At 37.2% G+C, this 24,972-nt stretch carries 8 protein-coding genes and 14 pseudogenes; 1 reads left to right on the top strand and 21 read right to left on the bottom strand.

What is annotated here, in order from left to right; translation table 11 throughout:
- Nucleotides 1–1,131 precede the first annotated feature (1,131 nt).
- Nucleotides 1,132–3,287, bottom strand: a pseudogene (gene pnp, locus BWD121_RS07730) (polyribonucleotide nucleotidyltransferase).
- 227 nt (nt 3,288–3,514) lie between these two features.
- Nucleotides 3,515–3,784 (bottom strand): 30S ribosomal protein S15, encoded by a 270-nt coding sequence (gene rpsO / locus BWD121_RS07735; protein WP_007476079.1) that lies wholly within the window; start codon nt 3,782–3,784, stop codon nt 3,515–3,517.
- Between the two features lie 294 nt (nt 3,785–4,078).
- On the opposite strand from rpsO, the pseudogene BWD121_RS07740 reads away from it, so the two are divergent.
- Nucleotides 4,079–5,699 (top strand): annotated as a pseudogene (locus tag BWD121_RS07740) (MFS transporter).
- A gap of 108 nt (nt 5,700–5,807) precedes the next feature.
- On the opposite strand, the pseudogene truB reads toward BWD121_RS07740, so the two are convergent.
- The 19 genes and pseudogenes from truB to BWD121_RS07835 all read right to left on the bottom strand — a co-directional run.
- Nucleotides 5,808–6,696 (bottom strand): annotated as a pseudogene (truB, locus tag BWD121_RS07745) (tRNA pseudouridine(55) synthase TruB).
- 74 nt (nt 6,697–6,770) lie between these two features.
- Nucleotides 6,771–7,178 carry a 30S ribosome-binding factor RbfA gene (gene rbfA, locus BWD121_RS07750; RefSeq protein WP_078662847.1) on the bottom strand — a complete coding sequence of 136 codons (408 nt, stop codon included), beginning with the start codon at nt 7,176–7,178 and terminating at the stop codon, nt 6,771–6,773.
- A gap of 127 nt (nt 7,179–7,305) precedes the next feature.
- Nucleotides 7,306–9,852, bottom strand: a pseudogene (gene infB, locus BWD121_RS07755) (translation initiation factor IF-2).
- Nucleotides 9,849–10,484 carry an RNA-binding protein gene (locus BWD121_RS07760; protein ID WP_078662848.1) on the bottom strand — a complete coding sequence of 212 codons (636 nt, stop codon included), beginning with the start codon at nt 10,482–10,484 and terminating at the stop codon, nt 9,849–9,851. The pseudogene infB and the gene BWD121_RS07760 overlap by 4 nt, the downstream one beginning before the upstream one ends.
- Before the next feature lie 18 nt (nt 10,485–10,502).
- Nucleotides 10,503–12,110, bottom strand: a pseudogene (gene nusA, locus BWD121_RS07765) (transcription termination factor NusA).
- Between the two features lie 49 nt (nt 12,111–12,159).
- Nucleotides 12,160–12,786 (bottom strand): ribosome maturation factor RimP, encoded by a 627-nt coding sequence (gene rimP / locus BWD121_RS07770; RefSeq protein WP_078664026.1) that lies wholly within the window; start codon nt 12,784–12,786, stop codon nt 12,160–12,162.
- A gap of 141 nt (nt 12,787–12,927) precedes the next feature.
- Nucleotides 12,928–13,630 (bottom strand): annotated as a pseudogene (locus tag BWD121_RS07775) (tRNA (guanine(46)-N(7))-methyltransferase TrmB).
- A pseudogene (metK, locus tag BWD121_RS07780) lies at nt 13,627–14,890 on the bottom strand (methionine adenosyltransferase). The pseudogenes BWD121_RS07775 and metK overlap by 4 nt, the downstream one beginning before the upstream one ends.
- A 132-nt stretch (nt 14,891–15,022) precedes the next feature.
- Nucleotides 15,023–15,433 (bottom strand): annotated as a pseudogene (locus BWD121_RS07785) (helix-turn-helix transcriptional regulator).
- A 147-nt stretch (nt 15,434–15,580) separates the two neighbouring features.
- Nucleotides 15,581–17,164: pseudogene (gene lnt / locus BWD121_RS07790) on the bottom strand (apolipoprotein N-acyltransferase).
- A gap of 7 nt (nt 17,165–17,171) precedes the next feature.
- Nucleotides 17,172–18,201, bottom strand: a pseudogene (locus tag BWD121_RS07795) (hemolysin family protein).
- Nucleotides 18,202–18,296: 95 nt separating this feature from the next.
- Nucleotides 18,297–18,773, bottom strand: coding sequence for an rRNA maturation RNase YbeY (ybeY, locus tag BWD121_RS07800; RefSeq protein WP_078662853.1), 477 nt, complete (start codon nt 18,771–18,773; stop codon nt 18,297–18,299).
- A gap of 32 nt (nt 18,774–18,805) precedes the next feature.
- A pseudogene (locus tag BWD121_RS07805) lies at nt 18,806–19,890 on the bottom strand (PhoH family protein).
- A gap of 109 nt (nt 19,891–19,999) precedes the next feature.
- A pseudogene (gene miaB, locus BWD121_RS07810) lies at nt 20,000–21,373 on the bottom strand (tRNA (N6-isopentenyl adenosine(37)-C2)-methylthiotransferase MiaB).
- A gap of 30 nt (nt 21,374–21,403) precedes the next feature.
- Nucleotides 21,404–21,859 carry a ribosomal protein S18-alanine N-acetyltransferase gene (gene rimI, locus BWD121_RS07815; RefSeq protein WP_078664107.1) on the bottom strand — a complete coding sequence of 152 codons (456 nt, stop codon included), beginning with the start codon at nt 21,857–21,859 and terminating at the stop codon, nt 21,404–21,406.
- 27 nt (nt 21,860–21,886) lie between these two features.
- Nucleotides 21,887–22,578 (bottom strand): annotated as a pseudogene (gene tsaB / locus BWD121_RS07820) (tRNA (adenosine(37)-N6)-threonylcarbamoyltransferase complex dimerization subunit type 1 TsaB).
- 593 nt (nt 22,579–23,171) lie between these two features.
- Complete coding sequence (gene recR / locus BWD121_RS07825) at nt 23,172–23,774, bottom strand: recombination mediator RecR (RefSeq protein ID WP_078664108.1); 603 nt, start codon at nt 23,772–23,774, stop codon at nt 23,172–23,174.
- 16 nt (nt 23,775–23,790) lie between these two features.
- Nucleotides 23,791–24,132 carry a YbaB/EbfC family nucleoid-associated protein gene (locus BWD121_RS07830; RefSeq protein ID WP_078664109.1) on the bottom strand — a complete coding sequence of 114 codons (342 nt, stop codon included), beginning with the start codon at nt 24,130–24,132 and terminating at the stop codon, nt 23,791–23,793.
- Between the two features lie 14 nt (nt 24,133–24,146).
- Nucleotides 24,147–24,972 (bottom strand): annotated as a pseudogene (locus tag BWD121_RS07835) (DNA polymerase III subunit gamma/tau); the annotation flags it as partial.

The following is a 24,972-nucleotide window of genomic DNA, read 5'->3' on the forward strand; positions in this document are numbered from 1 at the left end:
TTGATGCTGCTTATGTCAAGCAATCTATAGGTGATCTGGCTGCTGATGTTGATCTTTCACGTTTCATTCTTTAAAGGGTTATCGCTTGTTTATTATCTTTCGATGTACTTCGATAACTTTTAAAACTGTGTGTTTTTATATATCAAACTTTGTGAAAGAGTTTTTTATACTCTTTCACAAGAGTAGATAGTGGTTAACAACAATAAAATAAACAGCTTCCTTATTTGAAGGATTTTGCAAGTATTGATAATTGCAATATATTTTTCTTAAGATGAAGATATTTATGTTTTGTTGCGTAAGAGCGTGGTTTAAAATGATTGTATTGTGAAATCAGTGATAAACTCGTAAACAAGATCATTTTAATAAAAACCATAAAAATAATACTGTTAATTATTACATGCGTTTTTGGCTACTTTCCGTTATGATTAATTTTTAAAGATTAAGTGTAGGCTAGATTTTCTTTCTTAGGTTTTTTCATAAGAAAAGAAGCTTTAATCTGGTTACTAAAATAAAGCTTTTCCAGAAATATACGGAACAAATATGGCAGATTCTGGAACAGTAACGACCATAAAAACATATCAGAAATGTTATGAAATTTATTTTCAAGACTGAGTGGTGGTGTGAACGAAACAATAAAATATTGTACCTATCTATTATAGATTGTGATACTCAAAATCAAAATACAAGGCTGTGATTTTGGGTAATTATCACTAATATATTTATCTATTTTATCATTGAAGTGATGTTTGCTAGTTGATTTTTGTTAATGACAATTTATGTATTTAACCTATTTAGACAAATCCCAGAAGCTATTTTTAGTGAAAACCACGGTATTTATCAAATTGTAAAAACACACTATCATAAGTAAAGGTTTAGTTTGTTTGCAGAAGAGACGGAATTTGACATTGGTAGATTTTAAGAAGTTTAGTTACTAAGACGATTAATTTAAAAGTTTGTACTTATTATTCATTGAGTACCTTAATTGAATCAAAAAACAATCAATATTAATTTGGGTTAAGTTGAAGGAAATCATATTTTTCAAGATAACAACAGTGGCACATTGGTTCTTTCAAAAAAAATGCTATCCTAACGTGAGGATAGCATTTTTTATCATGGATAATAAGCAAAAGCTCAATTTTCTTTTTTCTTACTGCGACGTTTGCGTTCAGTATTACTTTTTTTATCAGAACTATTTTCTTTTTCTGACTTTATTGAATCATCGACAGCAATTTCTTTCCCGGTTTGGTCAACAACTTTCATCGATAATCGAATTTTACCGCGTTCATCAAAACCCATTAATTTAACCCAAACTTTCACCCTCTTTAACGATATCAGTTGTTTTTTCTACGCGTTCTGATGCCAGTTGGGAAATATGGACGAGTCCATCGCGTGAACCAAAAAAGTTCACAAATGCACCAAATTCTGCGGTTTTTACAACTGTTCCTTGATAAATAGCACCAATTTCGGGCTCATCAACAATCGAATGAATCCAACGTTTTGCTGCTTCAATGGCTTTAGCATCGGTAGAAGCAATCTTAATTGCCCCATTATCTTCAATATTAATTTAGCTCCAGTTTCAATATTTTTAACTTCCACCAGAACAACAATTCGCGAATTTTTTTTCATCATTTTTCATTTCTATAACAAAAATCGCTAGTTCATCACGTGCTGGTTTTTTTTGACATTTTGAGATATGGATTCGACCATCTTTGGCTTTCAAGTGCTATTTTAATTTAATTTTCGGTAATACCATCAATTTTAAATGTCCATTTGCAAAGATGTGATACCGTTTTTTGTACCTGCTACTTTAAAGTCCATATCACCAAGATGATCTTCATCACCTAAAATATCAGACAAAATAGCAAAACGTTCACCTTCTTTAATCAAGCCCATTGCAATACCTGCAACAGGGCGAGCCAAAGGAACACCTGCATCCATAAGCGCAAGTGAAGTCCCGCAGACAGTTGCCATTGAAGATGATCCATTAGATTCAGTAATTTCCGATACAGCACGAATAGTGTAAGGGAAAGAGTCTTTTGTTGGCAATATTGGGTGAATAGCACGCCATGCCAATTTACCATGACCAATTTCTCGACGACCAGGAGAACTAATACGTCCTGTTTCACCTACTGAAAAAGGTGGAAAATTGTAGTGGAGTAAGAATGTTTCTTTGTACGTTCCTGTTAATGAGTCAATGTATTGTTCGTCTTCACTAGTTCCCAAGGTTGCGATAACAAGTGCTTGTGTTTCACCACGGGTAAACAGCGCTGACCCATGTGCACGAGGTAAAATACCAACTTCTGATTGAATTGAACGTACAGTTGAAAGGGTGCGTCCATCAATGCGTTTTCCAGTATCAAGAATATTTTGCGAACAATTTTAGCTGTAAATGCTTGAAACAGTGGCAATTTGATCAGCATTAAATTCACAATTTTCCTCTATTTTCGACATAAATTTGTCGACAACGTTTGCCTTAATAGCGTCAATTGCGGTATGACGTTCTTGTTTATCGGTGATTGTGTAAGCTTTTTGGAGGTCTTTTTCGACCATTTCAAGCATAGTTGTTTCAAGGTCAGATAAATCTTCTGGAATGAAATCGCGCGGTTCTTTGCAGCAACTTCGGCAAGTTTAATGATAGCGTCAATAACTGGTTGAAAACCTTTTTGACCAAATAACAGCACCAAGCATGACATCTTCAGGTAATTCTTGGGCTTCTGATTCAACCATTAACACGGCATTTTCTGTTCCAGCGACGACAAGATCAAGTTTTGATTCGGGCATTTCATCAATGTGAGGATTGAGAACATATTGTCCATTACAATAACCAACTCTTGCACCAGCAATAGGACCTACAAAAGGAATGCCTGATAAAGTTAATGCAGCAGAGGATGCAATCATAGCAAGAATATCAGGGTTGTTTTCTAAATCATGCTGTAAACAGAGGCAATGACTTGAGTGTCATTCTTATAACCGTCGACAAAAAGAGGACGAATCGGACGATCAATCAAACGTGAAATCAATGTTTCATTTTCACTCGGCCGACTTTCGCGTTTGAAATAGCCGCCTGGTATTTTACCGACAGCATAGGTTTTTTCTTGATAATTGACGGTTAATGGAAAAAAATCTTGATCTGGTTTTGGATTTTTTGCTGAAACGACGGTTGCCAAGACGATGGTTTCACCGTAGGTTGCAATAACTGCACCATCAGCTTGACGTGCAATTTTTCCTGTTTCGAGGATGAGTGGCCGACCGGCCCATTCAATTTCTACCTTATGGGTTTTAAACATTTTTTATCCTTAATGGCCAGTGTTCACGTTCTAGTTTTGTATGTTTACTTTTAAATGCGGGCAAGACAACAAGATGCTTCTGTTTTTTTCGCAAAGATAAGAATAAATCACAATTGAGATGAAGCAACTGGCAATCCTGCCGTATGAAAATTTTTATCAATTTTGAAGATGAAAGCAGTAAGCCGACATAAATGGATGTTTTTTAAAAAACATCCATTTACTTTGTTTTAGCGACGCAAACCTAATTTTCCGATCAATACCTGATAGCGATCTTGGTCAATTTCTTTAAGGTAATCAAGAAGGCGACGGCGTTTAGAAACCATCTTTAAAAGGCCACGACGAGAATGATTGTCCTTTTTGTGAGATTTAAAATGATTAGTTAAATTAGAAATACGTTCAGAAAGAACAGCAACTTGCACTTCTGGCGAGCCTGTATCACCGGTTTTAGTTGCATATTCTGTAATGAGAGCGTGTTTACGTTCAGCTGTAATCGACATCATATCATCCTTTCAAAAAATGAGGAAACAACAGTCACCCATAGCCGAGATGTCGTCCAGCGAGGGTCTATGAAAACCAAGAAGAACAAAAATTCTTACTTGCTTTGGCATTTATATAAGAAAGAAGAACAAAATACTAGCCCTTGAAAGTATATTGAAGATCTTTAGAAATAAAGTTGTTTAGTTTAAGGCTATTTTATGAAATATGGCATATCTATTTGAGAGAAAGATTGCAGCTTTGCGCAATGTGTTTATGGTAAAAAGAAGATTAGACTGCCGATTTGGAGACAAAAGATGCAGAAAATTCTAACGTTAAAGCTTTCGAAATTCAGTGTTTCGAAATTTATGGTCAGCGACTCTCATTTTTAATTTAGGAGTTGTTATACAAGCTAGGGGCAAGTTGGCTGATGACTTTGATTAGTTCATCGCATTTCATGGTTGGGCTTGTTCAAGGTGCTACAGTATTACCGCTTGTTGTTTTTTCTCTGATGGCAGGAGCATTAGCCGATAATTTTAATCGGCGTCAGATTATGTTATTTGCACAAATAGTTATGATAATTGTATCAATTAATTTGACTGTTTTATCCTATTTAGGATTGATAACGCCTTGGCTTTTACTGTGCTTTACATTTTTGATTGGATGTGGGCTTGCTTTTCATAATCCTGCTTGGCAAGCAACAATGGGGATATTGTAAGTAGAGAAAATATCCTACTGCTGTTACTCTAAATATTTGGCTTTAATTTAATGCGCAGTATAGGTCCTGCTATCGGAGGAGCTGTTATTGCTACTCTAGGTGGAACGGTTGCTTTTTTATTAAATGCTATGAGTTATATTCCTTTAACGAGTGCTTTATTTTTATGGAAACCCAACTATAAGACCAATACATTACCATTGCCGCGAGAGAAATTTTTTAGGGGCTATAGCAGATGGTTTGCGTTATGTTGTGATGTCGCCTAATCTTTTAAGCGTTATGGCCAGAGCATTTCTTTTTGGTATCGGGACGATTTCGGTTTCTGCTCTGTTACCAATTGTTGCATGTGACATTCTTGGGGAAGTGCCCTTCTCTATGGTACGTTACTTGGTTGTTTTGGTATAGGTGCGATTACAGCTGGCTTTGTTAATTCGTATATACGGCATTGTTTTAATTCAGAAACAATTGTTGCGACTTCATTTATTGGCTTTTCTTTTGTTTGCTTTGTTTTAGCAGTAAGTCGTTCAATTGTTGTAAGCCATCTTGTTTTATTTCCTGCTGGTTTATTTTGGGTTTTAGCGTTGTCGCTGTTTAATACATCTGTGCAACTTTCCACACCACGTTGGGTTGTTGCGCGTGCTTTAGCACTTTATCAAACTGCATCTTATGGTGGTATGGCAGTTGGTAGTGTGATCTGGGGTGTATTTGCTGATGCTTATTCTCCAACAGTGGCTTTGAGTGTTTGTGCTCTCTTTTTAATTTTAGGAGCTCTTGCGGGTATAAAGTTTAAAATCCAAGAAATTCCTCAGATAGATTTTGATCCACTTGATCAATTTAAAGAACCACAAGTTTTGCTTGACTTGGAAGCATGTAGTGGTCCTATCATGATTATGATTGATTATCAAATCAATGAAAATGATCTCAAAGAATTTCTTGAAGTTATGGCACGTCGTCGTCATATTCGTCGACGTGATGGCGCTCGCCAATGGGTTCTTGTACGTAATCTTGGAAAACCTGGCTGTTGGACAGAAGTTTATCATATGCCAACATGGGTAGATTATCTACGCCATAATTATCGTGCTATAAAAGCAGATGCAGAAGTGAATAAACATCTTAGTCGATTAAATTGTGCACCCGATGGTATAAGAATACATCGTATGATTGAGTGGCAAACAATACCACAGGCTGATGAGGTATATTTGAAGCTTTCTACAGAGCAATGATTTTAGTAGAACGGTTTGGATATAAAGTGGTAAAATGGACCAATTATTTGTAATAAGTGTAGGAAAATACTTTGTTCCATAAAGAGGTTATCGCAGATAGAAAGAAGTTCATCTATTTGTGAAAATACGTTTTGGTTTGAATTGGTTTTTTTCAATAGTACCTATAGCGAGAAGTTGGTCTTTGTGGATTATACAAACATCATTTTCATCAATACATGCATTTTGATTACGTAAGAGTACTGGATTGCCCGTTTTTAAATGCTGTACTTGATTTTCGCTTATGGTGTAATGAGGTAAGTGAACTAATGCGGCCTTTGTTTCAGTTAGTAGTTCATCAAGTATAGAGAAATCCCGTTTGGAAAATGCATAATTTTCTCCTTTTTCGTCTTTATGTATTACAGCTGCCTCTAATTTACTCCATGGAATGAGATCATTTTCATTAAAAGGAGCCACTGCGACACGGCGTAAGTCAGCAATATATCCATAACAACCAAGGTCACGTCCCATATCGCGCTAAGGAGCGTACATATGTTCCTTTTCCGCATGTTATTTCAAAAAAATGTCCTTGTGTGGTGGTTCCAGTAAGTTTGAGGGATTCAATTTTCACTTCGCGGGGTGGAATTTCAACAATCTCGCCTGCACGGGCTAGATCATAAGCACGATTACCGGCAATTTTAATTGCAGAAAATTTTGGAGGTGTTTGTAAAATAACACCTGTATATTTGGGTAAAAGGGCGAGGATATCTTCTTGTGTTGGACGTTGAATCGCTGTTTTAATTACTTCACCTTCGAGATCATCTGTTGAACGCTCTTCTCCCCAAGCTACATGAAAGTGATAGGTTTTGATACCTTCCATAACATAAGGAATAGTTTTGGTTGCTTCACCTAATGCAATAGGTAACATACCAGAAGCAAGTGGATCAAGTGTACCTGCATGCCCTGCTTTTTGTGCATTAAAGAGCCATTTGATTTGTGAGACAGCTTCTGTTGATCTCATTCCTTTTGGTTTGTCAAGAATTATCCAACCAGAGATAGAACGACCTTTTTTTTGCGTTGTTGTGCCATGCTCTTTTAATTTTCAGGCTCGTTATTATAAAGAAGATCGCGTGCTACTTCAGGTGAATGGAGTAGAGCATCAATTTTTGAAAAATTATCAAAACTATTATCAAACCGAAAACGTAATTCAGGCATGTATTTCATTTGTCGCAATTGATGGCTAATTTCTTTACGGATAAAACGACTATGTTTATTTAAAACTTCTATAATAGCAGTATGAGAAATATCGTGAACAATACTGAGTGGAGAAACAAAGCAAGTAGCAATTTTCAGATCTGCTGACATACGTACTTCAGAGATAGAAATAACAACACCTTTTAAGGCATCATCAAGTAAAATATCTCGTTGTAGTATATGAGCTAACACGTGGCGAACTTGTTCTCCCACTCTTAATTGCCGTTGTGATGGACCTGTGTTTTTCATTGAACTCATAACCTTTATTACAATTTCTCTTCTCTTTACTTTTTTAAAAAATTAAAAAGGAAAGAGACACCATTCACCAATCCAAAAATTTCTCTCTTTTAATAGAGAGGAAAGTTATCAGGTGATTTTATAATGTGCGATTAATGTGCTCGACTCGGAAAATTTCAACAATATCGCCGATACGTGTATCTTCATAATTTTCAAATGCTATCCCACATTCTTGGCTAACTTGCACTTCATTAACTTCATCTTTGAAACGTTTAAGTGTTTTAAGTTTTCCTTCATGAATAACAATATTATCCCGAATGAGACGAACACTTGCTCCCCGTTCTATTTTACCTTCTGTAACTCGACAACCAGCAACTTTTCCAATTTTTGTAATATTAAAGACTTCCAAAATTTCAGCATTACCAAGAAACGTTTCACGTTTTTCTGGTGAAAGTAATCCTGACATGGCCGCTTTGACATCGTCAACAAGATCGTAAATGATGTTATAATAGCGAATTTCGATTCCTTGAGCTGCGGCTAAATCACGCACTTGTTTATTAGCTCGGACATTAAAACCAATAACAGCAGAATTAGATGCTGCAGCAAGAGAAATATCACTTTCAGTAATTCCTCCAGTACCAGAATGAACAATACGGGCACGTACTTCCTCATTTCCTAGCTTTTCTAATACTGATGCAATCGCTTCAATAGATCCCCGAACATCTCCTTTAATAATAAGCGGAAATTCTTTTATGCCAGCGGTTTGCAGTTTTGTCATCATTTGTTCAAGAGAACCACGAGAACCAGCTTTTCGTGCTACAGCTTTATCACGTGCTAATCGTTGACGGTATTCAGAAATTTCACGTGCTTTTTCTTCATTCACTACAACGGCAAAACGGTCACCAGCTTGCGGTGTACCTTGCATACCTAAAATTTCGACCGGTGTAGAAGGACCCGCTTGTTTAATATGGTTACCATGATCATCAATTAAAGCACGAACACGGCCCCATTCATTACCTGCTACGATAATGTTGGAAAGATGCAATGCACCTTTTTGAACAAGAACAGTTGCAATGGATCCACGTCCTCTATCAAGTTTTGCTTCAATAAAATACCTTCTGCAGTTCGCTCTGGGTCTGCTTTCAGGTCAAGAATTTCAGCTTGAAGAAGAATAGCTTCTAGAAGTTTATCAAGATTTTGACCAGTTTTAGCAGAAACTTCAACCTCTAAAGTTTCCCCACCCATGGATTCCACGAAAACTTCGTGTTGCATAAGTTCTGTGCGCACTTTTTGTGCATCAGCAGTTGGTTTATCAGTTTTGTTAATGGCAACAATAATAGGCACACCAGCAGCTTTTGCATGATTGATTGATTCAATTGTTTGCGGCATAACACTATCATCTGCAGCGATTACCAGAATAGCAATATCAGTAATTTGAGCACCTCGAGCACGCATGGCTGTAAAGGCAGAGTGTCCGGGTGTATCAATAAAGGTAATCTTCTGTCCATTTTGTTCAATTTGATAAGCACCAATATGTTGCGTAATACTACCTGCTTCATTAGATGCAACATTGGCTTTGCGAATAGCATCGAGCAAAGATGTTTTTCCGTGATCGACATGACCCATAATTGTTACCACTGGTGGACGTTGCCGCATTTTTTGAGGGTCATCAGCTATATTAAAGATACCTTCTTCTACATCTGATTCTGAGACACATTTAACTGTATGACCGAATTCAATAGCGATAAGCTCAGCAGTATCTACATCAATAACATCGCCGGGCTTCATCATTTGGCCCTGTTTCATCAGAAATTTTATAACATCAACAGAGCGCTCAGCCATACGTTGCGCAAGTTCTTGAATGGTAATAGTTTCAGGAAGAATAACTTCACGAGAAATTTTTTCCCGTGGCTCTTGGTTTTGAGCACGTTTAAATTTTTCCTGTCTGCGGCGCATTGCAGCCATTGAACGGCCACGTGCACTGCCTTCTTCATCTAAGGCACTATTAAGTGTGAGTTTTCCGGGCGGCGTTCATCGGCACCTTTTACAGCTTTAGGTGCACGTATTTCTGATTTAGAAAGATTAGCGCGACGGTTACGCTTTTCTTCGTCTTCATTGTCATCTATGGCGCGTTTTTCGATTGAAGCTGTATTTTTAAACGGGGTAGCTGCCTTTGCTGATTCTATTGGTTCTGTTAGAGAGACTGCAGGAGAAAAAGTTTGAGTTTGTACAGCAGTGTGTTGAGTGTCTTGCTGTTTCATTTTTTCTTGAGCAGCTTGTAAACGCAAGCTTTCTTCACGTTCTTTGGCACGTCTTTCTTTTTCTTCAGCTTGTTGACGCGTTATCTGTTCTTGGATTTTTGCTTCTTCTAAGCACGAAATCTTGCTTCTATTTCAGCTGAAGAAAGATTACTTTGAGCCACAGATTTTTGGGCTATAGGTTTACTCGTTGCTTTTTCTTCAAACCGCGGTTTGGAGCGTGGTTGAGCCACATGCGGTTTAGTAATTGACAATGATGTCTCAACTTTTTCATCAGGACGTGTAATTTTACGTCGTTTAGTTTCGACAACTACAGCTTTTGTACGGCCATGACTAAAATTTTGTTTGACCATACTAGTTTCTAGCCCTGTTCGTTTGAGGGTCAGCGTCTTTTTAGCTGTTATCTTGTCATTATTATTTTCACTCATTGTATTTCCTTCACGGCTTTTGCCGTCATCTCACAAGGCTTATTGTATTTCTCGTTACGATAGGCGATCAATTTGTTTATCGTTTTGCTAAAACCCTCTGCAGATTTTGTATTCAATAAGGCTGCATGTATCACAAGATTAGCTCCAAAAACCACACTCATTTCATCGCTTGTAAATAAAGATAAAACTTTTATATCCTGATTCGTTTTCTGTTGTATTGCATAGATTGCTTGTAAAATTTTCCGTTTACCATCTTCCGTAGCTTCTTTTGCATGCAACACAAGAGCAACCTGACCAGAGCGGATAGCAGAATCAACTTTGGTTAAACCTGTGACAACAGCACCTGCTTTTCGCGCCATAGAAAGGCTCCCAAGGGCAGATTTTAGGAGGAGTTTATCCACAATATTAGCAAGATTTGAAGCAACCTCCACATCTGTTTTAAGATTTTTGCTAAAAGCTTTACGTTTAATTGCTTCTTCAACGGTATTATAATGAGCAGAGACCCAAATACCACGCCCGGGCAAATTAGCTTTAAGATCGGGGATAATTTGATTGTTTGGACCAACGACAAAGCGAATCAACGCTGTTGTTGAAGCGCTCTTCTTTGTCACAATACAGGTCCGCTCATTCATTTAAAGTGTGTCTCCTATTTAAAGTGTGTCTTCATCCACGTTATCTGTTTTCTCATTTTCTGTAGAATTTTCTGCGACACAATCAGTTTGACATATCCAACCTGCTTGCACACGTGCAGCTAAAATCATAGCTTCTGCATCAGTACGTGTAATATCAAATGGGGGTTAAGATACCAGAGAAGTTCTGAACTTGACCTCCTTTGCGTTCTCGCCAGCCAATTAAGTCGTCCACTGCATAACCTGCAAAATCGTCTATTGTTTTAAATACCATCTTCGCCAATAGCAACCAACATCGCGTTTGTCATGCCAGGAAGTGATCGCAATTCATCAACACCAAGTTTTTTACGTTTTTCTAATCTTTTTTTCTTTGCGTTCTAGGTATTCGCGTGCACGGCTTTGAATTTCTGAAGCAGTTTCATTATCAAAACCATCAATAGAAGCGATTTCTTCAAGATCAACAGGCAATTTCTTCAATTGAAGCAAAACCTTCTGATGCCATAACTTGTCCGACCATTTCGTCAACATCTAAGGATTCCATGAAAAGCTTACTACGTTCATTAAATTCTTTTTGACGATTTTCGGATTCTTCTTGTTCTGTTAAGATATCAATGCTCCATCCTGTTAATTGCGAGGCTAAACGAACATTTTGCCCACGTCGCCCAATAGCGAGACTGAGTTGGTCATCAGGAACGACAACTTCAATACGTTCTGCATCTTCATCAAGAACGACTTTTGAAACTTCAGCAGGCTGTAATGCATTGACAATAAATGTTGCAGCATCAGGTGACCAAGGAATAATGTCAATTTTTTCTCCTTGCAATTCTGCAACAACAGCTTGAACCCGACTTCCTCGCATTCCAACGCACGCTCCAACAGGATCAATTGAACCATCACGTGAGACGACAGCAATTTTGGCACGCGAACCTGGATCACGTGCAACGGATTTAATTTCTATAATACCATCATAAATTTCTGGCACTTCCATGGTAAAAAGTTTTGCCATAAATTGAGGGTGCGTACGCGAAAGGAAAATTTGCGGCCCTCGCTGTTCACGATGTACGTCATTAACAAAAGCACGAATCCGATCTCCATAATGAAAGGACTCACGAGGAATTAGCTCATCACGCCGTATTATAGCTTCCCACGTCCTAGATCGACAATAACGTTACCATACTCTACACGCTTGACTGTACCAGAAATTATTTCACCAACTTTATTTTTGAATTCTTCAAATTGCTGGTCACGTTCCGCATCACGTACTTTTTGGACAATAACCTGTTTGGCAGATTGTGCTGCAATGCGCCCAAAATCCATAGGAGGTAAAGGATCACAGAAAAAATCACCAATTTTTATATCAACTTGATGTTTTAAGGCGTCAGATAAAGCGATTTCATTTGTATAATCTTCAACGATATCAACAACTTGAAGTAAACGCTGCAATTTAATTTCACCAGTTTTAGAATTAATTTCAGCACGGATATTGGTTTCTTGACCATAACGTGAACGCGCTGCTTTCTGTATAGCATCAGCCATTGCAGAAATGACAATTTCACGGTCAATTGACTTTTCGCGTGCAACAGCATCTGCGATTTGCAGAAGTTCAAGCCTGTTAGCGCTTATAGCCATAGATTTTCTCCTTTTTTATACCATCCAAGCGGAATGATTCTAATTAACATTAATTTTGACAGTTTGTTTTCTCGGTTAAAGTATTAAAATTGTCTTCAGGGATTAGCTGTTGACGTAACTCTTTATCTTTTTTCAGTGCGTCGCGAATAAGTTCATCAGTAAGCACTAGACGCGCATTCGTAACATCAGCGAAGGGAATCAAAACATCCGCTATTTCTCCGTGAGAAGCTTTATCGGTATTTAAGGTAAAGCTATTTTGTGTAATATTTGTTAGTGTGCCGCGAAATTTTTGGCGCCCATTAATAACAACACCAGTTTCAATTTTTGCAATATGTCCTTGCCATTTGAAAAAATCAGATTTTCTTACCAATGGGCGATCAATACCAGGAGATGAGATTTCCAAATGATATTTTCGTTCAATGACATTTTGCACATCAAGAAAAGGCGAAACAGTGCGGCTAATAATTTCACAATCTTCTATTGCCATGGTGCCATCAGTGCGTTCAGCCATAATCTGAAGAGTTAAGCCATTTAAACCAGAGAATTTGACGCGAATTAAACGATAATTTAAAGGTTTGAGCAATGGTGAGACAAGAGCAGCCACACGCCCTTCAATCCCATCTTCTTCAAACAGACGTGGCTCATCAATGTTATTTATTGTTTCAGTTTCGTTTATATCATTCAAGTTGTTTTGACCCACTGATATTAAAAAAGAGCGGGTTCAAAACCCACTCCTTATCACAAGATGAAGAATCCGTTTCATTATATTCTTAAATTTAAAGTTTTTCAAGTCGTCCATGATAAAGTGTTTTATCAGCTATTTCCTAATAAAAGTAAGATAAGCAGGTGTTCTGCCTTCACGCAAAGCTTTTGCTTCATAACGGGTGCTCTGCCATGACGGGTAGGGGTTTTTCCAATCTTTAGGACTTTCTACTTGCCATTCAAAACTGTCGTGATGTGTGCAGTGGTATAGGGTCCAATTAACGTAAGTATCTATATCGCTGGCAAAACGGAAATTTTTTACCTATCTTAAGAACTCGAGCAAAACGATTAAGGTTTTTTGCATTGATAAATCGCCGTTTCCAATGCTTTTTTTTAGGCCATGGATCGGGATAAAAAAGGTCTATTCCATCAAGTGATGCTGTTGGCAGCCAATCAAGAAGTTGTGTGGCATCATTATCATAAAGGCGAAGATGATTTTGATAATGTGTGTGTTTTTCAATATGGACCAATATTTTTGCCATACCATTAATAAAGGGTTCTACGCCGATAAAACCAGTTTGTGGAAAACGTTCCATTTCATGAATCAAATTTTCACCTCCACCAAAACCAATTTCAAGCCGGACTTCCTTTACTTGAGTAGCAAATAAAGATGTTAGCTCTAAGGGTGCTGGTTTATTTAAATCAATGTTAAGAGTAGGGAGAAGCGTTTTTATACACGAAAGTTGATTGTTTCGTAGTCGTTTTCCTTGTCGGCGACCAAAAAAAGCTTCGCTCATACGTGTTTTATGCGCAATCATGGTACTTTAATCATTGATTTAAGCGTTGCAATTAGATCAGTTTTTTCCCATGAAAATGAACCGTCATGTTCTGGTTTGCGCCCAAAATGGCCATAAGCAGCTGTTTTGGCGTAAATAGGTTTGTTAAGACCAAGGTGTTTTCGGATACCTGTTGGTGAAAGATCCATTATTTTGCGGATTGCGGTTTCAATAGTATTTTCATCTACTTTTCCTGTTCCGTGAAGGTTGAGGTAAATAGATAAGGGTTGTGCAACACCAATTGCATAAGAAAGTTGAATAGTACACCGTTCTGCTAAATCAGCTGCAACAATATTCTTAGCTAGATAGCGTGCAGCATATGCTGCAGAACGGTCAACTTTTGTTGTGTCTTTACCTGAAAACGCCCCTCCACCATGGGGTGCTGCGCCACCATAAGTATCAACAATGATTTTGCGTCCTGTTAATCCTGCATCACTTTGAGGGCCGCCAATAACAAATTTGCCTGTTGGGTTAATATACCAACTGCATTCATCAGAAATAGGAATATCACGTAAAGCTTGGCGAATATAAGGCTCAACCACTGTTTGTACTTTATTGAATCCCAATTTTCATCCAAATGTTGTATTGAAAGAACAATAGACGTTACTTCTATAGGTTTTCCATTTTTATATCGTATTGTTATTTGACTTTTAGCGTCTGGCCCCAGTTTTCCAGCTTCTCCCTTTTTTATGGCGCGCTATAGCAAGAAGCTCTAAGATTTTGTGCGCATAATAGATTGGCGCAGGCATAAGGTCTGGTGTTTCACGGCAAGCATATCCAAACATAATACCTTGATCGCCCGCTCCCTCTTGGCCTTGACGATCAGTTGCATTATCAACCGCTTGTGCAATATCAGCTGATTGTTGACGCAAAAGAACATCAATTTTAACAGTTTTCCAATGAAAACCTGCCTGTTCATAACCATCGCACGAATGGCTCGACGCGCAGCTGCGCGAAAATGAGTAGGATTGATAATAGGAGAGCCAATTTATCATAGATAAATTCTCCATTTCTATCTCTTTTTAAGAGTGTATCAGGAACACGTACTTCACCAGCAATAACCACGCGATTTATGCTCACTAAAGTTTCACAAGCGATTCGCATTAACCATGGATCAGTTCCAGTTTTCTGCGCTTCTTTATAAACCATATCAACGATTTCATCTGAAATGCGATCACAGATTTTGTCAGGATGCCCTTCGGATACTGATTCACTAGTGAAAAAATAATTTTGATGCGGCATAAAAACTCCCTCAGAAAAGAAAACCGGCATTTTCTTATTATTTATTTGAAGTTTGCTCTATTTGCCAATCCTATGGCAAATCGTCAATGCTGATTTATGAGGCGATATTAAAGGAAAAATGTATTTTTATTTTTATAATTTATTTGTTTGATCTTCTTCAGAAAGAGCTTTTGCTAAATCAATGATTTTTCGACGTACTTTAGCATCAAGTATATTAGTAAAAGCACGCATTAATTGGATTCCTTCGCTGCTAGAGCAAAAATCCATAAAATTACTTTCGCTTTCAGCAAAACCCTCTGCAGATTGAGTAATACCTTTATCAAAAAAATAAGAAACAGGAACATCCATAATTTCTGCAATTGCTTGAAGGCGACTTGCACCAACACGGTTTGTACCTTTTTCATATTTTTGGATTTGCTGAAAAGTAATACCCTAATTGCTCACCTAGTTTTTCTTGGGTAAGACCTAACATATTACGACGTAAACGAATACGAGTGCCAACATAACATCTATTGGATCGGGCTTTTTTCTAGTTTCGGTCATACTGCAACTCTTTATTTTAGCGCTTTGTTTCCAAATCAATATTAGATGCACGTAAAGTTAGTTTATCATAAATTAGGATAATGTGTAATACTTTTCCCCAACGTTACTGGTACGTATAACATGATATTGTACATAAGCATTCAATCATTAAGATTGTTTTGTAAAGCCAAAACTAATACGGTACAATAGCATAAGAATGAATAAGATGAAAGTAGAGAATATTCTGCATTCATTGTTCCATATTAGAATAATTGGTGATGGAATCGGAGAATCAAGAAAACCAATAACATTTTGTTCAAGAGCATCAACGATTCGTCCGTAAGGGTCGATCACAGCTGATATTCCATTGTTAGCTGCTCGTATAAGAGGTATTCCTAGTTCAACTGCACGCAGCCGTGCTTGTTGAAAATGTTGGTACGGACCAGGTGTTATGCCGAACCATGCATCATTTGTAACATTAATAATTGCTTGAGGAGGAGGGCCTTTAAAAGTCATTTCATGGGGAAATATGGCTTCATAGCAAATGAGAGGAAGATAAGAAAATCCATTTGGCATCATGACAGTTTGGCGCACAGAAGCAGAGCTATATCCACCAATTTTATCGGCAATGGCATTTAATCCAATTTTATTCAATAAATTTTGATAAGGTAGGTATTCACCAAAAGGGACTAGGTGAAGTTTATCGGAAGAGTTAAGAATATTGCCCTTGGCGTCAATGACTTCAATTGTATTAAAATATTGTGTTTGGGCATTAGGGAAGTCAGTATTGGCTCGCACAGCACCAATAATAGCCCATTGTTGTGGCTTAAGAAGTGAGGCGATGCGCATTGTGATAGCGGAAGTACCTGTGAGAATATAAGGAACAGATGTTTCAGGCCATACGATAAAGTCAGGCTTTAAGGTTTGATCAGTTTCTGACATCATACTTAAGTTTAGATGAGCTGTGAATATATCTTCAGATGTAGTATTATTTAACTTTTTGTTTTGTTGGATGGAAGGTTGAACAATGCGTACCCAATAGCTACTTTTTTGATAATCAGCGATATTAGGTGCTGTATTCAGTCGATAAAATCCAAAGATGCTATGGGTTAATATAAGTAGAAAACAAAGAATAAGAGCAAATTTCTTTTTTCATTTGTGAGTAAAACTGTAGGTAAACTATAAACTAAAACAGAAAGAATATTCATTCCATAAAGCCCTACAATCATGTCTGATTGCATGAACATCGGGGTTGGCATAGCTGTGTAGCCAAGAGCATTCCATGGAAATCCTGTAAACAAGATGGCGCGCAACCATTCTGCTAACCCCAATGCAAAAGCAAACAAAAAGCGCGCTATCCCTTTTGTCCATAACCAACCAATAATAAAACCAGCAAAAAACCAATAAAGGGCAAGATAAATGGGAAGGCCAAAAATAACAAATGGTATTGTCCAAGCATAAGTGATCGGGTCTATCAATAAAGCATTACTTGCCCACCAAAGGCTGTAAACAAAATAACCAAAGCCAAAATTTCCGCAAGTTAGTGCACTTATTAAAAGGCGTTTTTTGAAATTTTGAATAGTGTTGATTGCATCAAGTAAGATAACAAAGATAGGAAAAGTTAAAAAACTGACAGGTGTTAGATAAAAGGGTGGAGCGCAAAGGATGTAAGCGCACCACATAAAAAACACATATTTGTCGTTTCCAACCAGTGATAGAAAGTAGGAAAGCTGTGAGCTTATTAAAAAGCACTTGACCATTATCCTTTTAAAGTAGCCTCTTCAGTTAAGTGCTCATTTTCTGAGATACGAACAATGCGCAATCGCTTAATCCGGCGGTTATCAGCTTCTAAAATACGGAATCTGTAACCAGGTATGGCTTCAATGATTTCACCTTTTGAAGGAATACGATCAAGAATAGAAACAATCAAACCACCAATGGTATCGACTTCATCACCGTGTTCTCCTACAATAAAATCAGGACCGAGAGCTTTTTCCACATCTTCTAATTCAGTTCTTGCATCAACAAGCCATTTATTGTCGGGTTCACGCACAATAACATTGTTGATATTGTCGTGTTCATCTTCAATATCACCAACGATGAGCTCAACAATATCTTCCATAGAAACTAAACCATCTGTGCCACCATATTCGTCAATAACCAAAGCCATTTGTGTTCGTGTGGCTTGCATACGTGTTAATAATTTACTGGCAAGCATGGAGCTTGGAACAAATAGAACTGTTCGAATAAGATCTAGTTCACCAATTGGGGTATGTAAATTCTCTGTATTACTTAGCTGAAGTAGACCAGATTTCTGTCCATTTTTTGTGGAAGCTGAGCTGGTGATAAAGCGGGTTATATGACTAAGGATATCACGAATATGGATTATACCTCGTGGATCATCTAGAGTTTCAGCATAAACAGGCATACGAGAATAACCAATTTTTTCGAAACATTCGAGAGCGTCCCCAAGAGGAGTATTTATTTCTAATGCTTCAATTTCAGAACGTGGAATCATCACATCATCAATGCGTGTTTCACGTAAGCGTAAAATATTGTGCAACATAATACGCTCTTCAGGTGAGAAGAGCGTTGCATCATCTTCATTGTGAGCAGCAAGGGCATCAGTTAAATCATCACGCAGTGATGTGGAATTACGTCCACGTAAGAATGAAAACAAATGGCTTAGAAATGAATTTTTTTCTATGTAATTTGTTCGTTGAGAAGAGGCTCCTTCAGTATGAGAAGATATTTTGGTTATTATTGTGTGTACTAATTTTATCCACCATGGTTCTAAGATTTTCTAAGCCTTACTTTTTATAATAATGAGATGCTTTAAGTTTTATTGTGTAATATCGGTTTCTAAAGTTTGATTTTTATCATTTTAAAGCAACTCAGTATAGGGATTTTTTATGGAAAGCTTTTGAAGGATTTCTCTTTCTAGTTTTTCCATTTGATTAGCTTCATCATTTGTTTCATGATTGTAACCAAGAAGATGGAGGAGGCCATGAACAATCATGTGTGTCAGGTGATCTTGAAATGATTTCCCTTCTTCTTTTGCTTCTCGCATAATAGTTTCTCTCGCAATGATAATATCACCGAGCATAAATTTAGGACTTTGTCCAACTTTAAGAGGAAAAGCAGGAAAGGATAAAACGTTAGTGGGTTTGTTTTGAGAGCGCCATTGTGCATTGATTTGTGCTATGTGATCATCATTTGTAAAAAGCAAGCTGAGTTCACTTGTTACTTTGTTTAATGATAAATGGTGCATTGTGGTGGTTAATGCTTTTGTGGTGATGTCATAAAGTACGTCCTCATTATCCCATTCAGCATCTTCAATGGTTATATCAATAGTAATCATGATGGATTTAATTCATTTTTTAATCAAGATCATTAGAATGACTTTTTTGCTTGTTTGCCAGAATCGCGATCATAAGCACGCACAATAGCAGCAACAAGAGGATGGCGCACAATATCTTTTTCGTCAAAACGAATGATCGAAATATTTTCTATATCTGAGAGAATGCGAATTGCTTCCGTTAAACCTGACTTTTGTCCTGCAGGAAGATCAATTTGGCTTATATCACTGTAACAACAACACGCGCTCCTTCTCCAAGACGTGTGAGGAACATTTTCATTTGCATGGGTGTAGTATTTTGTGCTTCATCAAGGATGATAGCTGAATGAACAAGTGTCCGTCCGCGCATGAAAGCAAGAGGAGCAATTTCTATGACTCCAGAAGCTAAAATGCGTTCTACCTTTTCAGCAGACATCATATCGTAAAGAGCATCATAAAGCGGGCGTAAATAGGGATCAACTTTTTCTTTGAGGTCACCAGGAAGAAAACCAAGACGTTCTCCAGTTTCAACTGCAGGACGTGAAAGGATAATTCGTTCAATAATACCGCGTTCTAAGAGTGTGACAGCGTGAACAACAGCAAGATATGTTTTGCCGGTTCCTGCTGGACCTATGCCAAAAACAAGTTCAGAACACTCCATTGCTCGCAGATAAGCCTCTTGCGTTTGGGTGCGGGGATAGATTGTTTTTTTATGAGTGCTCAATTGTATTGGTACATGTTTTGTCATAGATTGAATTGTTTTTGGAGACTTTTGCTTTTCATTTGGCAAATTTGCCATGGCAATTGCACTTTCTGTGTCTGATAAAGTAAGCTCTTGACGTGTTTTTGCTAGTTTATAGAGCTGGCCTAATGCGTATTGCGCGTGTTTTGTGGCAGCAGCACTTCCACTAATTGAAACTTTGTTACCGCGCGGGTAAATATTAAGTCCGAGTTTTTGTTCAATATAAGAAAGATTTTCATCGAATTTTCCAAAAACCATTTTTGCGTAATTGTTATTTTCAAAAGTTAAAACAATATGATGAACTTCTGATAAGTTCTTTTTTTCAAAAATATTAATGTTTTTGGGGGAGGCGTTTGTTGTCTTTTTAGTGTGTTTTGGTTTTTCGGTTGATAGTTTCAACCTATTCTCCTGTGTTATTTAAGTATGATACATTTAAAATATAATTTTTTTCTTTAAAAATGAAAGAGTTTTTTAAGTTAATACTTTGAACAAAATTTTAGGAGTATTTTTAAATATTCACTTTTTCTCCGACAAAACTATTTGAACTCGCATTTTTAATATGAATCTCCATAATAGTGCCTGTAGAAACTTGTGCATCTACGACAACAGGTAAAAGCCAAGGGGAGCGACCTACCATTTGCCCAAGATGGCGACCAGATTTTTCGATAAGGATATTGGTTGTTTGACCAATTTTAGAACGTAAAAATGTATGTTGCTGGTCAAGAAGGAGCGCTTGTAAACGTTGAAGACGAGAATTTTTTACAGTTTCATCAACATGGTTTTTCATTGTAGCACCAGGCGTTCCAGGACGCGGTGAGTATTTAAAAAGAATAAGCTGAACTGTAACCCACTTGTTTAATGAGTTTAATGGTTTCTTCAAAATCTTCATCAGTTTCACCTGGAAATCCCAATAAAATCGCCTGAAAAAGCAATGTCTGGTCGTGCAGTACGAATTTTTTCAATGAGTCGAAGATAATGAATACTTTTATGCTGACGATTCATTGCTTTTAAGATACGATCTGAACCCGATTGGACGGGAAGGTGCAGATAAGGCATAAGCATATCAAGATCGCGATGTGCAGCAATAAGGCTTTCATCCATATCACGTGGATGACTGGTTGTATAACGCAATCGCTTTAAACCATCAAGTTTAGCAAGATGATAGAGAAGGTCACCAAGGCGCCAAGTTTTACCATTAGCACTTTGTCCATGCCAGCCATTTACATTTTGCCCCAAAAGCGTAATTTCTTTTACACAGCTTCAATGAGTTGGATGGCTTCGTGAGTAATTTGCTCAACAGGTCGTGATGTTTCAGCGCCTCGTGTATAAGGAACAACACAAAAGGTGCAAAATTTATCACATCCTTCTTGTATTGTTAAAAATGCGCTAACGCCTCGTTTTTGAACAGCATGTTTATTATGAGGTGGTAAATGAGTAAATTTATCTTCAACAGCATAGTTCGTTTCAACGACTTTTTTTCCTTGTTTGGCCTGTTTTAACAACTCTGGCAAGCGATGATACATTTGCGGCCCAACAACGAGATCTACTGTTGGCACGACGCAAGATTTCATTTCCTTCGGCTTGTGCAACACAGCCCGTTACACCAATTATTAAAGGTTTATCAGGTGCACGTTTTTGACGTATCATCCGCAAGCGACCAAGATCAGAATAAAGTTTTTCTGCTGCTTTTTCACGAATATGGCAAGTGTTAACAAGAATAAGGTCGGCATCATTTGGTGTTTGTGTGGTTACATAACCTTCGGCACTAAGACTATCGTTCATTCGTTGGCTGTCATAAGTATTCATTTGACATCCATAGGTTTTTGATAAAAACCTTTTGGGGAGAAATAGAAAGTGTATTCTTAAGATGCGACTGCTTCATGATGCATCCTAAACGCTTTTTACACAAATCTCAATCTGTTTGCTTAAAAGTTTTTTGCATGATAATTGCATTTTTGCGGCCATTTGGTGATTGATAATAAGCAAGACGTTTGGCAATCTTTTTGAATTTAAAATGCCGATAAAGAGCCAAGGCAGAAAGATTTGTTTCTTCAACTTCTAAAAATAGCTTTGCGGCACGTGCATGTTGAAGATAACAAAGTATACTATCGACAAGCAAAGAACCAATTCCTTGCCTTTGGTAATGAGGTCGAACAGCAATCGTAATAATTTCTGCTTCATCAAGAATAAGACGGCATAGACAAAATCCTAAAATTTGATCAGGCTGATTAATAAGGTAAACTTTGTAACCGAAAATAGAATGATCTTTTAAAAACAGATCAAATGTTTGTTCTTCCCAAGCCGGAATAAAACAATTTTGGTGAATTTGATGAAGACAAGCGCTATCATCAGTTTGTAGTGATGCAATTTCAAAATATTTTTTGTGGGTGAAAGTTTAGCCATTATTTTTTCGTGGTAAGACAAAACTGGCATGTTGTTTTGCGTCGGCATCGCGTAAATAAAGTGGACGAGGAGGTGCAGCTTGTGGTTGTTTGTTTGCCGCAAGGTGAGCATAAGTTAAAACGTCAGCCGCTTCACATGGGATGAAATCTAATATGGTTGCGGTGTTTATCTTATTGTTTTGATATGTGCAGCAATAATATCGGCAGCTGGACCAGTTAATATTGTTTGTTGTGGTAAATTTGCGATGATGTTTTCAAGTGTTTGTAAGCCAGGCGCACATAAAGCTGTAAGGTCTTTGTTAAAACTCTGATAATAGAACATTCCTCTACCAGCTTCAATAACAACAGTGATTGTTGACATAGTATTTTTGTTGTGCGCTTGTTTTGCTAACGCTTCAAGTGTGCTCACTCCAATAGCCGGTATTTCTAGTGCTAATGCTAAAGCTCTTGCAGTCGAAACACCTGTACGTACACCTGTAAATGACCCTGGTCCGATGTTAATGGCAATCCGATCCATTTGATCAAGTGTGATGCCAGTTTGATCAGTTATTTGCGTAATCTGACCAATGAGCTTTTCAGCATGGCCTTTGAAAATGTGTTCGCTGATACGCGCAATAACAGCTTGATGACGGGTAAGTGCAACAGCGCAATAAATTGAGGCAGTGTCTATGGCAAGGATAAACATGAACGCATTTTAACTGGATATAACAACAGATAGAAAGTTAATTATAGTTTTTTGAGTATTTTATTTTGTATATTTTGCAAATGTTTGAAGATAATTGCAATATTAATAAACATTACCTTTTTGGGAATATTTTTAGACTAGATTAATATTTAATATGTTTCTTGATATAATATGGCAAAAGTGCACGCAAGGGTATCATTAAAAGTATTACAATTATAAAGAGGTAATCGAGAAAGAACTATAAAATCTATATGCAGCATTAGAAGAATATGGCAAATATGAAAGATCCAGGGTTATTTAGATTTTAAGTCACAGGATATTTACTAAAAAGAAAATTATTACTCTGAAATGTGTGATATTTTAAAAACTAGTCAATTAATGAATTCTAATAAAACTGCCAGAGTTTTCAAACTGTATTTGTGTAAGAAGCTATTTTTCTATAATTTCTAAATCATACGCTCAGTCTTAAGTGTGTATATTAGTAAAATGCGCGAAATTTTATGAGAAGATATAGTCTCTTATTTAATCTTTTTGATATTTTTTTCTTTAAAAATACCATGGAAGAAATAACAAGATGATAGAAAAATTATATTTTAAAGATTGGTTCTCGCTCGTAGGGCTGCAGCTAAAGTTCCATCATCGAGATAATCTAGTTCACCACCTACCGGTACTCCATGGGCAAGTCGGGTAATTTTAACTGAAAAATTAGAGAGTTGATCGGTGATATAATGTGCTGTTGTTTGCCCTTCAACAGTTGCATTAACAGCTAGAATAACTTCTGCAATTGAGTCATTGATAACACGGTTTATTAAAGAAGTGATGTTGAGTTCATCTGGACCTATTCCATCTAATGGGGATAGTCGTCCACCTAGTACATGATAGCGCGCTGGTAAAATTCCGGCTCGTTCAAGAGCCCAAAGATCAGAAATATCTTCAACAACAATAATCGTTGTATTATCACGACGAGGATCTGTACAAATCAAACAAGGATCAGTTGTATCTACATTGCCACAAACAGAACAAATGCTTACTTTGTTTACAGCTTCTTGTATTGCAGCTCCTAATGGCTCCATAGTATTTTTTTTCTTGATAAGATGAAGGGCAGCACGACGTGCTGAACGTGGTCCAAGACCTGGTATTCGCGCTAAAAGTTGAATGAGGCGCTCAATTTCAGGGCCTGCAATATGTTGAGACATACCATTATTCCAAAGATTAAATTAAAGCCACTTTATTAAAACGGGAGCTTGAACCTGGTGGAATCGGTAAACCTGCTGTTATACTTTGTGTTTTTTCTGCTATAGCCGTTTCAATTTTTGCTTTGGCTTCATTATGAGCCGCCATAATGAGATCTTCAAGTATTTCAACCTCTTCAGGATTGATTAATGACGGGTCAATTTTGATTGCCGATATAGTATTTTTACCATTTAAGGTGATACTAACGAGCCCGCCGCCAGCTGTACCTGTTATATGCAAATTAGCCAAATCATCTTGCATTTGCTGCATTTTTTCTTGCATTTCTTTGGCTTTTTTCATCATGCCCATCATATCACGCATAGCAATTAGTTTCCTTATTCATCATTTGTATGATCATTATTTTCATTTTCGAAGATATGAGGAGTGAAATCAAGATCATTTTCTTGTTTATTCAGACGAATATCGACAATTTTTGCTCCTGGGAAATGATTGAGAATTGTTGCGATATCAGGATCTGTTTCCACATCAGAAAAAAGAGCCTTTGGGCGGCTGCACTTTCTTCCTGTAAAGTTGGTCCTCCTCCTTCGGTGACAAAGGTTATTGTCAATGTTTTTTAGTCCATTGATACAACATTTTTTTTATATCGCGAGCTAGTGAACGCGGAGCATTTTCAGCAAGTCTTAATGTTATATGCTCCGGTTCAAAAGAAACAGGATGAACAAATTCTTTGACAAGCAATTTGAAATGTATTTCACGGTGTTGTTCAGCTAAATTAACGATATCATGTAGGGAATTTATATTTAGGGACTTTTGTTCTGTCGTTTCCGTTTCTGGTGGAGAAGAAGCGTACGGTAAATGAACAACATTGTTAGAAGATTTGGTAGTTTGAATCTTATCAAGATTTTCTGTTGTTTCAAAAGAGTCTGTATTTTCAGGAGTTTGAATTCTTAATGATTCTATTGGTTGAATTGAAAGATTAGGTTGATTAGCTAAGGCTGTTTTTAAATTATGTTGGTTTTGCTGCGGGTTTGAAATTTGTGAGAAAGAATGAATGTGCGCATCATCGGCTTTTACGGTATGATTTACATTGTTGGTTTCTTGATGGGAGTTATTTTCGGTAATTGTAAAAGATGTTTTTTCTTGTGTAAGTTTTTTAGGGCTTCATCAAGAGTTGGCAGGTCAGCAGTATGGGTAAGACGA

The sequence above is a fragment of the Bartonella sp. WD12.1 genome (assembly GCF_002022415.1).
Taxonomy (GTDB): domain Bacteria; phylum Pseudomonadota; class Alphaproteobacteria; order Rhizobiales; family Rhizobiaceae; genus Bartonella.

Coding starts and splice junctions, on each gene's coding strand:
- rpsO (WP_007476079.1), bottom strand. CDS start 3,784: ATGTCGATTACAGCTGAACGTAAACACGCTCTCATTACAGAATATGCA.
- rbfA (WP_078662847.1), bottom strand. CDS start 7,178: ATGAAAAACACAGGTCCATCACAACGGCAATTAAGAGTGGGAGAACAA.
- BWD121_RS07760 (WP_078662848.1), bottom strand. CDS start 10,484: ATGAATGAGCGGACCTGTATTGTGACAAAGAAGAGCGCTTCAACAACA.
- ybeY (WP_078662853.1), bottom strand. CDS start 18,773: ATGATTACTATTGATATAACCATTGAAGATGCTGAATGGGATAATGAG.
- recR (WP_078664108.1), bottom strand. CDS start 23,774: ATGTCTCAACATATTGCAGGCCCTGAAATTGAGCGCCTCATTCAACTT.
- BWD121_RS07830 (WP_078664109.1), bottom strand. CDS start 24,132: ATGCGTGATATGATGGGCATGATGAAAAAAGCCAAAGAAATGCAAGAA.